10 protein-coding genes are annotated in these 13138 nt (G+C 60.0%); 5 read left to right on the top strand and 5 right to left on the bottom strand.

Features of this window, described 5'->3' with window-relative positions; genetic code table 11:
• Nucleotides 1-15 precede the first annotated feature (15 nt).
• The 4 genes from prpF to prpB form a co-directional block, all read right to left on the bottom strand.
• Nucleotides 16-1206 carry a 2-methylaconitate cis-trans isomerase PrpF gene (prpF, locus tag ERE07_RS08730; protein ID WP_130008434.1) on the bottom strand — a complete coding sequence of 397 codons (1191 nt, stop codon included), beginning with the start codon at nt 1204-1206 and terminating at the stop codon, nt 16-18.
• A gap of 22 nt (nt 1207-1228) precedes the next feature.
• Entirely contained in the window at nt 1229-3823 is a 2595-nt protein-coding gene (gene acnD / locus ERE07_RS08725; protein ID WP_209021119.1) for a Fe/S-dependent 2-methylisocitrate dehydratase AcnD, read from the bottom strand.
• An 86-nt stretch (nt 3824-3909) separates the two neighbouring features.
• Nucleotides 3910-5079 (bottom strand): bifunctional 2-methylcitrate synthase/citrate synthase, encoded by a 1170-nt coding sequence (gene prpC, locus ERE07_RS08720; RefSeq protein ID WP_130008433.1) that lies wholly within the window; start codon nt 5077-5079, stop codon nt 3910-3912.
• A 20-nt stretch (nt 5080-5099) separates the two neighbouring features.
• A complete protein-coding gene (gene prpB / locus ERE07_RS08715) occupies nt 5100-5996 on the bottom strand; it encodes a methylisocitrate lyase (protein WP_209021118.1) in 897 nt (298 codons plus the stop codon).
• A gap of 303 nt (nt 5997-6299) precedes the next feature.
• On the opposite strand from prpB, the gene prpR reads away from it, so the two are divergent.
• Entirely contained in the window at nt 6300-8321 is a 2022-nt protein-coding gene (prpR, locus tag ERE07_RS08710; protein WP_130008432.1) for a propionate catabolism operon regulatory protein PrpR, read from the top strand.
• Nucleotides 8322-8383: 62 nt separating this feature from the next.
• Here the strand turns inward: prpR and ERE07_RS08705 are convergent, their stop codons facing one another.
• On the bottom strand, nt 8384-9373 hold the full coding sequence (locus ERE07_RS08705) for a malate dehydrogenase (RefSeq protein WP_130008431.1): 990 nt from the start codon (nt 9371-9373) through the stop codon (nt 8384-8386).
• Between the two features lie 325 nt (nt 9374-9698).
• Between ERE07_RS08705 and ERE07_RS08700 the strand changes: the two genes are divergently transcribed.
• The 4 genes from ERE07_RS08700 to sdhA all read left to right on the top strand — a co-directional run bounded on the left by ERE07_RS08700 (nt 9699) and on the right by sdhA (nt 13134).
• Nucleotides 9699-10469 carry a GntR family transcriptional regulator gene (locus ERE07_RS08700; protein ID WP_130008430.1) on the top strand — a complete coding sequence of 257 codons (771 nt, stop codon included), beginning with the start codon at nt 9699-9701 and terminating at the stop codon, nt 10467-10469.
• A gap of 92 nt (nt 10470-10561) precedes the next feature.
• Nucleotides 10562-10975, top strand: coding sequence for a succinate dehydrogenase, cytochrome b556 subunit (gene sdhC, locus ERE07_RS08695; protein WP_130008429.1), 414 nt, complete (start codon nt 10562-10564; stop codon nt 10973-10975).
• Nucleotides 10975-11355: a succinate dehydrogenase, hydrophobic membrane anchor protein gene (gene sdhD / locus ERE07_RS08690; RefSeq protein ID WP_130008428.1), complete on the top strand. Its 381-nt coding sequence runs from the start codon at nt 10975-10977 to the stop codon at nt 11353-11355. Before sdhC ends, sdhD begins: the two co-directional genes overlap by 1 nt.
• A gap of 3 nt (nt 11356-11358) precedes the next feature.
• Entirely contained in the window at nt 11359-13134 is a 1776-nt protein-coding gene (gene sdhA, locus ERE07_RS08685) for a succinate dehydrogenase flavoprotein subunit (RefSeq protein WP_130008427.1), read from the top strand.
• The last annotated feature ends 4 nt before the right edge of the window (nt 13135-13138 follow it).

Here is a 13138-nt window from a genome sequence, read left to right as displayed (position 1 = left end):
AAAGATCCTGCGGCCTCAGAAGGTGCCGGCGGGAATGCGAACCCACCCTTCCATCAGCACGCGGGCGCTGCGGCTCATGATGGCTTTCTGCACGACCCATTCGCCGTTTTCTTGCGTGGCCTGCGCACCCACCCGCAACGTGCCTGACGGATGGCCGAAACGCACTGCGTTGCGTTCGCCGCCACCGGCGGCGAGATTGACCAGTGTGCCCGGGATCGCCGCCGCCGTGCCGATTGCGACAGCCGCGGTGCCCATCATGGCATGATGCAGCTTGCCCATGGACAGGGCACGCACAAGCAGGTCGATGTCGCTGGCTGCCACCTGTTTGCCGCTTGAGGCTACATAATCGGCCGGTCCTGCCACAAATGCAACCTTGGGCGTGTGCTGGCGTTTCGCGGCTTCATCCAGCGTGGAGATCAAACCCATGCGCAGCGCGCCATGAGCGCGGATGGTTTCGAACATGGCCAGTGCCTTGTCGTCGCCGTTGATGGCTTCCTGAAGTTCTGTGCCTGTGTAGCCGATGTCCCCGGCATTGATAAAAACGGTCGGAATCCCAGCATTGATCATGGTCGCCTTGAGAGTTCCGACACCGGGCACGTCCAGGTCGTCTACCAGATTTCCAGTCGGAAACATCGAGCCTGCGTCACCCTCTTCGTCCGCTGCGGGATCCATGAATTCGAGCTGCACCTCGGCAGCCGGGAAGGTGACGCCGTCGAGTTCGAAGTCGCCCGTTTCCTTAACCTCGCCATGTGTGATGGGGACATGAGAAACAATTGTCTTGCCGATATTGGCCTGCCAGATACGGACGGTAGCGGTGCCGTTTCGGGGAATGCGGCTGGGGTCGACAAAGCCATTGCTGATGGCATAGGGGCCGACGGCGGCGGACAGATTGCCGCAATTCCCGCTCCAGTCGACGAAGGGTTTGTCGATGGAGACCTGGCCAAACAAATAATCCACATCATGATCCGGACGGGTGCTTTTGGAGATGATGACTGTTTTGCTCGTGCTGGATGTTGCGCCTCCCATGCCGTCGGTTTGCTTGCCGTAGGGGTCGGGGCTGCCGATGACGCGCAGAAGCAGCGCATCGCGCGCCGCGCCAGGTGTTTGCGCCAATTCGGGCAAATCCTGCAGGCGAAAAAACACGCCTTTGCTGGTGCCGCCGCGCAGATAGGTGGCGGGTATTTTGATCTGGGGTAAATGTGCCATGGCGATGATATGCTCCTGGAAGCTAGACGGCAGCCGCTGATTCGATAAAGTCCTGTGCGAAGCGCTGCAGCACACCGCCCGCGTCATAGATCGACACCTCTTCAGCGGTATCGAGACGACAGGTGACGGGGACTTCCACACGCTCACCGTTGTTGCGGTGGATGACCAGGGTCAGGGTTGCCAGTGGCGTGGGTGCTCCGACAACGTCGTAGGTCTCTGTGCCATCGATGTTCAGGGTCTTGCGATTCACGCCCGGCTTGAATTCCAGCGGCAGCACACCCATGCCAACCAGGTTGGTGCGATGGATGCGCTCAAAGCCTTCGGCAGCAATGGCTTGCACGCCTGCCAGACGCACGCCCTTGGCGGCCCAGTCGCGTGAGGATCCTTGCCCGTAATCGGCGCCGGCAATGATGATAAGCGGCTGCTTGCGTTCCATATAGGTTTCGATGGCTTCCCACATGCGGGTGACCTTGCCCTCCGGTTCTATCCGTGCCAGCGAGCCCTGTTTGATCTGGCCATTGTCGAGCACCATTTCGTTCAGCAGCTTGGGGTTGGCAAAGGTGGCGCGCTGGGCGGTCAGGTGATCTCCACGGTGCGTGGCGTAAGAGTTGAAATCCTCTTCGGGCAGCCCCATCTTGGCCAGATACTCGCCCGCTGCGCTACTTGGCAAAATGGCGTTGGAGGGCGACAGGTGATCGGTGGTGATATTGTCCCCCAGCACGGCCAGCGGGCGCATGCCGGTAAGGGATCGCTCGCCGGCCAACGCCCCTTCCCAGTACGGCGGGCGGCGGATGTATGTGCTCGTGGGGCGCCAGTCGTACAGCGGATCGATCTGGCTGTGGCTTTCCACGCTGGCGGCGAACATCGGCTCATAAACCTGACGGAAATACGCTGGCTTGACGCTGGCAGCGACAATGGCGTCGATCTCTTCATCTTTGGGCCAGATATCCTTGAGGGTGACAGCCTGGCCGTCTTTGTCTGTACCCAGAATGTCTTTCTCTATGTCGAAACGTATCGTACCTGCGATGGCGTATGCCACGACCAGCGGCGGCGAGGCCAGGAAAGCCTGCTTGGCATACGGATGGATGCGTCCGTCGAAGTTGCGGTTGCCCGACAGCACGGCCGTGGCATAAAGGTCGCGATCAACGACTTCTTTCTGAATGCTGGGATCGAGTGCGCCGCTCATCCCGTTACAGGTGGTGCAGGCAAAGCCCACAATCCCAAATCCGAGCTGCTCCAGTTCGGGCAACAGTTTTGCGTCCTCCAGATATAACTGTACGGCTTTTGATCCGGGCGCGAGCGAAGACTTCACCCAGGGTTTGCGGGTGAGCCCGCGCGCATTGGCATTGCGCGCCAGCAGCCCCGCCGCAATGACGTTGCGCGGGTTGCTGGTGTTGGTGCAACTGGTGATGGCCGCGATAATGACGGCGCCATCAGGCATCAGGCCCGGTTCGTTTTCCACCTTGCCGGCAATGCCTCGGGCTGCGAGTTCGGAAGTAGGCACGCGACGGTGCGGGTTGGACGGGCCGGCAATATTGCGCACAACCGATGACAGATCGAATCTGAGCACGCGCTCGTACTGGGCATTGGCCAGGCTGTCAGCCCACAAACCTGCCTGCCTGGCGTAGGTTTCCACCAGCTTGACCTGAGCATCGTCACGGCCAGTCAGTTTCAGGTAGTCGATGGTTTGCTGGTCGATGTAGAACATGGCGGCCGTGGCGCCGTATTCCGGCGTCATGTTGGAAATGGTCGCGCGATCGCCCAGGGTCAGGCTGGACGCTCCTTCGCCGTAGAACTCCAGATAGGAGGAAACAACCTTTTGGTTGCGCAGGAATTCGGTCAGGGCCAGTACAAGGTCGGTCGCGGTGGAGCCAGAGGGCAGCTTGCCGGTAAGCTCGACCCCAATGATGTCGGGCAGGCGCATCCATGAGGCGCGACCCAGCATCACGCTTTCGGCCTCCAGGCCGCCCACGCCAATGGCGATGACGCCAAGGGCGTCCACATGCGGCGTATGGCTGTCCGTACCCACCAGTGTATCGGGAAAAGCGACACCTTCGCGTGCATGGATCACCGGTGACATGCGCTCCAGATTGATCTGGTGCATGATGCCGTTGCCCGGGGGAATCACGTCAACGTTCTTGAACGCCTTTTTGGTCCAGTTGATGAAATGAAAGCGATCATCATTGCGCCTGTCTTCGATGGCCCGGTTTTTGGCGAAGGCGTCTTTATCGTAACCGCCAAATTCGACAGCCAGCGAGTGGTCGACGATCAATTGCGTGGGGACCACAGGGTTGACCAGTGCAGGATCCCCCCCCTTTTCGGCAATGGCATCGCGCAGCCCGGCCAGGTCCACCAGTGCCGTCTGGCCCAGAATGTCGTGGCATACGACGCGCGCGGGAAACCATGGGAAATCCAGGTCTCGCCTGCGTTCGATGATTTGTTTGAGCGAATCGGTCAGCGTTGCGGGGTCGCAGCGGCGTACCAGGTTCTCGGCCAGCACGCGCGAGGTGTAGGGCAGCCCGTCGTAGGCGCCGGGCTGGATGGTATCAATGGCTTCGCGCGTGTCGAAGTAGTCCAGCGAGGTGCCGGGCAGGGGTTTGCGATATGCAGTGTTCATGGCGTGCGAAATAAGGAGAATCAGGAGGGCGGCAGTCGGTGCCAACGGAGGCTGCGCTGCGCGCACCCCCGTGGCTTGCCGGATGATCAGCGGCGTTTGCTGATCGGCACAAACTTCTGGTCTTCAGGACCGACGTAGTTGGCAGTAGGCCGGATGATTTTATTGTCCACGCGCTGTTCCACGATGTGCGCAGCCCAGCCGGCGGTGCGCGCGATCACGAAAAGGGGAGTAAACATCGCGGTGGGCACGCCCATCATGTGATACGACACGGCCGAGAACCAGTCCAGATTGGGGAACATTTTCTTGATGTCCCACATTACGCTTTCAAGGCGCTCGGCGATATTGAACATCTTCATATTGCCTTGCGTCCTGGACAGCTTGCGGGCAACTTCCTTGATGACCTTGTTGCGTGGATCGGAAACCGTGTAGACCGGATGTCCAAAGCCGATGACAACCTCTTTGTTTTCGACGCGGCGACGGATGTCGGCTTCGGCGTCATCAGGAGAGTCGTAGCGCTTCTGGATCTCGAATGCGACCTCGTTGGCGCCACCGTGCTTGGGGCCGCGCAGCGCGCCGATGCCCCCGGCAATCGCCGAGTACATATCCGAGCCTGTGCCGGCAATGACACGGCAAGTGAAGGTTGACGCATTGAACTCGTGCTCCGCGTACAGGATGAGCGATGTGTGCATGGCGCGCACCCATTCATCGCTGGGTTTCTGTCCGTGCAGCATATGCAGGAAGTGGCCGCCGATGCTGTCGTCATCGGTCTGCACGTCGATGTAGCAGCCATTGTGGCTGTAGTGATACCAGTACAGCAGGGCGGAGCCCAGGTTGGCCATCAGGCGATCCGCAATATCGCGGGCATCGGGCAGATTGTGATCGTCTTTCTCGGGCAGCAGGCATCCCAGCACCGAGACGGCGGTGCGCATCACGTCCATCGGGTGGCTTGCTGCCGGCAGCGCCTCGAGCGCCGCCTGCAACTGGGCGGGCAGGCCGCGCAGTTTGCGCAGCTTGGCCTTGTAGGCCGCCAGCTCAGTCTTGGTTGGCAGCTTGCCATGAATCAGCAGATGAGCGACCTCCTCGAATTCGCAGGTGTCTGCGATATCGAGAATGTCGTAGCCGCGATAGTGCAGATCGTTGCCGCTGCGCCCAACCGTGCAGAGCGCGGTATTGCCCGCGATCACCCCCGACAGTGCGACGGATTTCTTGGGTTTGGGCGCTGCGGTCTTGGCGGTTTTAGCTGCTTTGGTAGCCATGTCTCATACTCCTGATAGGGTTACTTCGATTTGCTCTGTTGAAAGAGCGCATCGAGGCGGGATTCAAACTCGTGATAGCCGATGCGATCGTACAGTTCTTCTCGTGTCTGCATGATGTCGACGACACTCTTTTGGTGGCCGTCGCGGCGGATAGCCTGATACACCGTCTCCGCAGCCTTGTTCATGGCGCGGAAGGCAGAAAGAGGATACAGCACGATATCGACATTGACGCTGGCAAGCTCCTGTACCGTGAATAGTGGCGTCTTGCCGAACTCGGTGATGTTGGCCAGCACCGGTACATTCAGCGTCTTCTTGAACCGTTCGTAGGTGGCGAGATCATACGAAGCCTCGGCGAAAATGCCGTCCGCGCCAGCTTCGACAAACGCCTGGGCACGCTCCAGCGCTTTGTCCACGCCCTCGACAGCGATGGCGTCCGTGCGCGCGATGATGAAAAAATTATCGTCCGTGCGTGCGTCGACGGCCGCCTTGATGCGGTCGACCATCTCGCCCTGCGAAACGATTTCCTTGCCGGGACGATGGCCGCAGCGCTTGGCGCCCACCTGGTCTTCAATATGGCAGGCGGCCGCGCCGAATTTGATCAAACTCTTGATGGTGCGGGCGATATTGAAGGCGGAGGGGCCGAAGCCGGTATCGATATCAACCATCAGCGGCAGTTCACAGACGTCGGTAATACGGCGGATATCCGTCAGCACATCATCCAGCGTATTGATGCCGAGGTCGGGCAGGCCCAGGGAGCCCGCAGCGACGCCGCCACCGGAAAGATAGATCGCACGGTAGCCGGCGCGCTGCGCCAGCAGCGCGTGATTGGCATTGATGGCGCCGATGACCTGCAGGGGGTGTTCTTCTTGGAGAGCCTGGCGAAACCGCGCGCCAGCGGAGATGAGGTTGTCGGGCACTGTAGGTTCCTCGCTGTTGGGGTAAATAATAGTTAGCAGTAATCAAGCAATAACCGTGCCAGTCATGGCGATCCTATACAAGGCTTGCGGGGAGCGGCAGGCACACACCGCAAACCCGTCTATTGCAAAGGAAAACAGGCGCGCTTGCAATATCGAACCGTCTGTTCAGTGTTTCATGGTATGTTTCAATATTGGGATTTCGGTGTTTCAGATTTGTTTCGTATGGGCAGTCTACGCCGAAGATATGGTTAGGTCCCGGACATCGTCCTGGTGTGTTCCGGGCAAACTCTTGGTTCGCTCATCATGTCCTCTGTTTATCCTCCTGTGTCGGGACCGCGCCTGCGTTTGGCTGCCGTTGGCATGCACGAGTTGCGTCTGCTGTTTGAAGAGCTCGCGCCGCACTACAGCGCGGTTGCCGAGGTGTCGATCCTGGACAAAGCCTATAGCGAAGCGGTCAGCGATGTGCTGGCCATGCGGCAAGGCCAGGGCATAGACGTCATTGTGTCGGCAGGCTCGAATGGCAGCTTTCTGCGGCAACATCTTGACGTGCCAGTGGTGCTGGTCAAGGCGGGCGGACTGGACATCATGCGCGGGCTGGCGAAGGCATCGCGTCATTCGAGAAAGATTGCGCTGGTCACGTATGGAACGGTTCCGCCCGAGCTGCGGCATTTCAATGAGCTGTTTGCGCTTGAGGTCCAATTGCGTGCATACAGCACCGAGGAAGAGGCCGAAGCCTGCGTGCGTGAGCTGCTTTCGCTCGGCGTGGAGGCCGTGGTGGGGCATGGACTGGTGGTCGATCTTGCCCGTTCTTACGGCATCGAAGGCATCCTGCTGTATTCGCAGGGCGCGGTTCAAGAGGCCATTGAAGACGCCATCGAAGTGGCGCGTATTTCGCGGCTGGAGTCCGCGCGCCGCGAAAAGCTCAACACCATTCTCGGCAGGCTCAAGGATGGCGTGATCGCCGTGGATCTGGACGAACGGATAGAACTCATTAACCCCGCCATGGAGAAAACCCTTGGGCTGGCCGCTGAGCGCGTGATCGGCCAGCGCCTCAGCGCTGTCAGCGCTGGGCTTAGCCTTCAGGACACCTTGCGTACGGGGCAGGGCGAGTCTGAGCAGGTGCATCAGTTGGGCGGCAAGACGGTCGTGCTCACACGCATGCCTATCGTGGAGCAGGGCCGGCATACGGGTGCGGTGCTGGTGTGCCAGGATCCGATCGCGATTCAGCGCATGGACCGCAGTTTGCGCTCACGCGGCAAGCCGCGTTCGAACATGGCGCGCTATGGCCTGGATCAATTGATCGGCCAGAGCGAGGCGATACGCAAGGTCAGGGATAGGGCATTGATGTGTGCGCGCAGCGATGCAACCGTGCTGATCATCGGCGAAAGCGGTACTGGAAAGGAGCTGTTGGCTCAGGGCATCCACAATGCCAGCGCCCGTCGGGATCAGCCGTTTGTGGCCATCAACTGCGCCGCGTTTCCGGATAGTTTGCTGGAAAGTGAATTGTTCGGCTATGTGGATGGCGCATTTACGGGCTCGACGCGCGGCGGCAAGATTGGGCTGTTCGAGGCGGCGCACACCGGCACCATCTTTCTGGATGAAATTGGCGAAATGCCGTTGTCGTTGCAGACGCGTCTTTTGCGCGTGCTTCAGGAGCGCGAGGTGCTGCGCATTGGCGCCACGGAGCCCACGCCCGTGGACGTGCGGGTGGTTGCCGCCACGCATCAGGATCTTGGCGCTCGGGCGCGGTCCGGCGTGTTTCGCAGCGACCTCTATTACCGGCTCAATATCCTGCTTTTGCGGCTGCCTCCGCTGCGCGAACGCAAGGGTGATCTGCCCTTGCTGGCCGCGCATCTGCGAGACAAAATCGCGCGGCGATTGAATGTGCAGGGGCCTGGCGCGGCGGCATGGCAGGGCGATGGCATTGTCGACAGCATAGTGCGGGCCGCGCACGCTTATGCCTGGCCTGGCAACATTCGGGAGCTCGAGAACCTCATTGAACGCGCCATGGTCTTTCATGACTCGGATCGGGAGGGCAGCGGCGCCGTGCTGGACGAGCTTCGCAGTATTGCGCCGGAGCTGTTTTCTGCGCCAGGCGGCCTGGCGGAGCATGGCGAGCCCCAGTATGGCAAACTGCGCGCCAGCCGGGATGTGGCGGAATCAGAACGCATTCGCGCTGTGCTGGCCGAGTGCGGCGGCAATCGCGACAAGGCGGCAACGGTGTTGGGGATCAGCCGCACAACGCTATGGCGCAAACTCAAGCTCATGGACCAGCAGGCATCAGCGCGGTTCCCCCGCACCAACAAACAGCCCGCAGCTCAATGATGAGCTGCGGGCTGTTGTGGGGCTGGCGGGAGGCTGGCCCGCTTTTGCGGCAAGCTGCCTGATTATTTCAGCAGGTCTGCCACGCCGTCGCGTTCTTCGAGCAATTCCTTCAGGGTGAAGTCCATGCGTTCGCGCGAGAATGCGTCGATCTCCAGGCCTTCGACGCGCTTGTACTCGCCGTTTTCGGTGGTGACGGGCACGCCGTAGATGATGCCTTCAGGGATGCCGTAGGAGCCATCGGACGGAATGCCCATGGTGACCCACTTGCCGTTGGAGCCCAGTACCCAGTCGTGCACATGATCAATGGCTGCGTTGGCGGCAGACGCTGCTGACGACAGGCCGCGCGCCTCGATAATGGCGGCGCCGCGCTTGCCTACGGTAGGGATGAACGTGTCGCGGTTCCAGGCGTCGTCGTTGATCAGGCCGGCCAGGCTTTCGCCGCCCACGGTGGCGAAGCGGATGTCCGGATACATGGTGGGCGAGTGGTTGCCCCAGACAATGAGTTTTTCGATGTCTGAAACCGCCTTGCCGGATTTGGCAGCCAGTTGCGACAGCGCGCGGTTATGGTCGAGACGCAGCATGGCGGTGAAATTCTTGGCCGGCAGATCCGGGGCGGACTTCATGGCGATATAGGCGTTGGTGTTGGCGGGGTTGCCGACCACCAGCACCTTGACGTTGCGGCTGGCGACATCATTCAGTGCCTTGCCCTGCGCCGTGAAGATCTGCGCATTGACCTGCAGCAGGTCTTTGCGTTCCATGCCGGGGCCGCGGGGACGGGCGCCCACCAGCAGGGCTACATCGGCGTCCTTGAAGGCCTCGCGCGGGTCGCTGTGCGCCGTCATGCCGGCCAGCAACGGAAAGGCGCAATCGTCAAGCTCCATCATGACGCCCTTGAGCGCCTTCTGGGCCTTTTCGTCGGGGATTTCGAGCAATTGAAGAATGACGGGCTGGTCTTTGCCGAGCATTTCGCCCGAGGCAATACGGAACAGCAGGGCGTAGCCGATCTGGCCGGCGGCGCCGGTGACAGCAACGCGCATGGCGGGTTTGGACATTAAAAATCTCCCGGTTGGGTATGATGAACAAAAGACATGGAACAGTTTAATTCTTTGACGGCTGAGGCGCGAACGGCCAGGCAAGAACAGCGGGCCGGCATGTGATGCCGGGCGCCAGGACACCGGGGGGCTGCCCGGATGCGTTCGCCGACCTGTTCTGGCCATTTTCGGGCTGAAAACGGCCTGGCGCACCTGCACGGCAAAAAAGAGTAGCGAATAATCCGGGGCGCGTCAAACCTCTTCTATCTTATATAAGACACAAGAGTGTTAGACAGAAATCGCTCTGCGTGCGAAAATGTCGGGGTTTGCTCATCACTATAGTCTCATGTCCGATTCTCCCCAACAAGATCGCGGCCCGGTGCCAGATCGTTCTGCCAGCAGCGCGGCCTTTAGCCCGCTGTACCAGCAGATCAAAGGCTTGCTTTTGCAGAGCCTGGATCGGGGTGAATGGAAGCCGGGCGAAGCCATTCCCAGCGAGCTGGATCTGGCGGCCCGTTTTCAGGTCAGCCAGGGCACAGTGCGCAAGGCCATAGATGAACTCGCAGCGGATAATCTGCTGCTTCGTCGCCAGGGCAAAGGCACGTTTGTGGCAACGCATCACGAAGCCCGTGTGCGGTTTCGTTTCCTGCGTCTTACCCCAGACGACGGCCAGCCCCCGGTGTCGGGCAGCCGCATTCTTGATTGCAGGCGTGTCAAGGCGCCGGCCGATATCGCTGCGCTGCTTGATCTGCGCAACGGCGAAGCCGTGGTCAACATGCGCCGGGTATTGTCGTTTGACAACGCGCCGACCATACTTGACGACATTTGGCTTCCCGGCTCGGTGTTCAAGGGCCTGACCGCCGAATTCCTGGCCAGCTGTCGCAGTCCGCTTTATGCTTTGTTCGAAACCGAATTCGGCGTCAGCATGGTAAGAGCCGAAGAAAAAATCAAGGCAGTGTCTGCGTCCGGAGAACAGGCTGAACTGCTGCATGTGGCGCCAGGCACTTCGCTGCTGCGTGTTGAGCGTGTTTCCTATACCTACGGCGATCGCCCCATGGAGGTGCGCCGGGGTTTGTACTTGACAGAACGGTTCCATTATCGAAACAGCCTGAATTAGCCAGCCCGAGCCGATTTGATACGACACCTTCAAATCGGCGAAAATGCTGGTGCGCTTTGCAATAAATTATCTTGTTACAACTCGAGGCCATCATGTCCGACTCCGCTACAAAGCCGCGTCCGCAGTACCGCAACCTGAGCGTACCGCAGATACTGAGTTATCGTCTGCCGCTCGCCGCCAAATCGTCGATTCTTCACCGTGTCAGTGGCGCGCTGCTTTTTCTCTGTATTCCCTTGGTGATTCTTCCCTTGTTCGCACTGAGCGTGACGTCCCCGGAAAGCTTTGCCGAAATGCGCGAGTGGGTCGCCAATCCGCTGTTCAAGCTGGTGCTGCTGGCGCTGATCTGGGGCTTTCTCCATCACTTCTTCGCGGGAATACGCTATCTGATTCTTGATCTGCACATCGGAAACGACAAGTACTCCGCGCAGAAGTCCGCCGGCGTGGTGTTTGGCGTGAGCCTTGGCCTTACGCTGGTCTTCGGTCTTAAATTGTTTGGGGTGTGGTAATGGCACAGGAACTTCTCGGTACAAAGCGTCTGGTTGTCGGTGCGCACTATGGCACACTCGATTTCATCGTGCAGCGTGTCACGGCCGTCATCATGGCCATCTACACGGTGGTCCTCTTTCTCGGCTTCCTGTTTACCCCCACCATGGATTTCGAAAGCTGGCGGGGGATGTTTTCCTTCACCTGCATTGGCCTTCCCGTTGGCCAATTGCTTGCCACGCTGGCGTTTCTGTCGGTGGCCTGGCACGCCTGGGTAGGCGTGCGCGACATCTGGATGGATTACGTGCGCTCCGCAGGGCTGCGTCTGTTCCTGCAGGTTCTCACCATTCTTTGGCTGGTGGCCTCTGTCGTCTTTTTCGCAAAAATTATCTGGAGTCTATAAGCCGTGGCTGCTGTCAAAACTTCCTTACCACGCCGCCAGTTCGATGTAGTGGTGGTGGGCGCCGGCGGGGCCGGCATGCGTTGCTCCCTGCAACTGGCCCAGGCCGGTCTTTCCGTGGCTGTCCTGTCTAAAGTCTTTCCTACTCGTTCGCATACCGTTGCGGCGCAGGGTGGCGTCAGCGCCTCGCTTGGCAACATGAGCGAAGATCACTGGTACTGGCACATGTACGACACCGTCAAGGGCTCGGACTGGCTCGGCGACCAGGATGCCATCGAATTCATGTGCCGCGAAGCGCCCAATGCCGTGTACGAGCTTGAGCATTACGGCATGCCGTTCGACCGCAATGCCGATGGCACGATTTACCAGCGTCCATTTGGCGGCCACACCGCCAATTTCGGCGAAAAGCCTGTGCAGCGCGCCTGTGCCGCGGCCGACCGCACTGGCCATGCCATGTTGCACACGCTCTATCAGCGCAATGTCTCTGCACGCACGCAGTTTTTTGTCGAATGGATGGCGCTCGACCTCCTGCGCAACGAGGCTGGCGATGTGCTGGGTGTGACCGCGCTCGAAATGGAAACCGGTGAAATCTACGTCCTCGAAGCCAAGAAAACCGTACTCGCCACAGGCGGGGCCGGTCGTATCTGGGCGGCGTCCACGAATGCCTTCATCAATACCGGCGATGGCCTGGGCATGGCTGCCCGTGCCGGCATCGCGCTCGAAGACATGGAATTCTGGCAGTTTCACCCTACCGGTGTTGCAGGCGCAGGCGTGCTCATTACGGAAGGCGTACGCGGAGAGGGCGGCATTCTGCTGAACAAGGATGGCGAACGCTTCATGGAGCGTTATGCGCCAACGCTCAAGGACCTGGCGCCGCGCGATTTCGTATCGCGTTCGATGGACCAGGAAATCAAGGAAGGTCGCGGTTGCGGCGACGGCAGCTACGTCACGCTCAAGCTGGACCACCTTGGCGCCGATACGATCATGAAGCGCTTGCCCTCCATTCGCGAGATCGCCATCAAGTTCGCCAACGTCGACCCGATCAAGGATCCCATTCCGGTTGTGCCCACAATTCACTACCAGATGGGTGGCATTCCCACCAATATCTACGGCCAGGTCATGAATTGGGTCAACGGCGAAACCAGGCCCGTGCAAGGCCTGTATGCCATTGGCGAATGCGCGGCCACGTCGGTGCACGGCGCAAACCGCCTGGGCACCAACTCGCTGCTCGATCTTATCGTGTTTGGCCGGTCGGCCGGCAACCATATCGTGGACGAACACCCCGAGCGCGAACACTCGCACCAGGTCGTGCCAGAGTCGGCCATCGAGGCATCTCTGGATCGGGTCAACAAGATCGAAGCACGTACGTCGGGCGAGAACGTTTACGAAGTGCATGACGCCATGCGCAACAGCATGCAGAACCACTGCGGCGTTTTCCGCACGCTCAAGCTGCTCAACGAGGGCGTGACCGATATGGAAGAAATCGCCAGGCGCGTGGATGAGGTGTATTTCAAGGACAAGTCCAAGGTCTGGAACACCGCTCGCGTCGAAGCGCTGGAACTCTCCAACATGATTGAAGTGGCTCGCGCCACCACCAAGTCGGCCGCCAACCGGCTCGAGAGCCGCGGCGCGCATGCCCTCGACGATTATCCCGAGCGCGACGACGAGAACTGGCTGCGCCATACGCTGTGGTTCTCCGAAGGCAGTCGCCTCGACTACAAGCCTGTGCAGATGAAGCCGTTGACAGTAGACAGCTTCCCGCCCAAGCCCCGGACCTTCTAAGCAG

It is taken from the genome of Allopusillimonas ginsengisoli (assembly GCF_004153455.1).
Taxonomy (GTDB): domain Bacteria; phylum Pseudomonadota; class Gammaproteobacteria; order Burkholderiales; family Burkholderiaceae_B; genus Allopusillimonas; species Allopusillimonas ginsengisoli.
The sequence above is the reverse complement of the archived record's forward strand: the minus strand, read 5'-3'. Positions and strand labels throughout refer to the sequence as shown.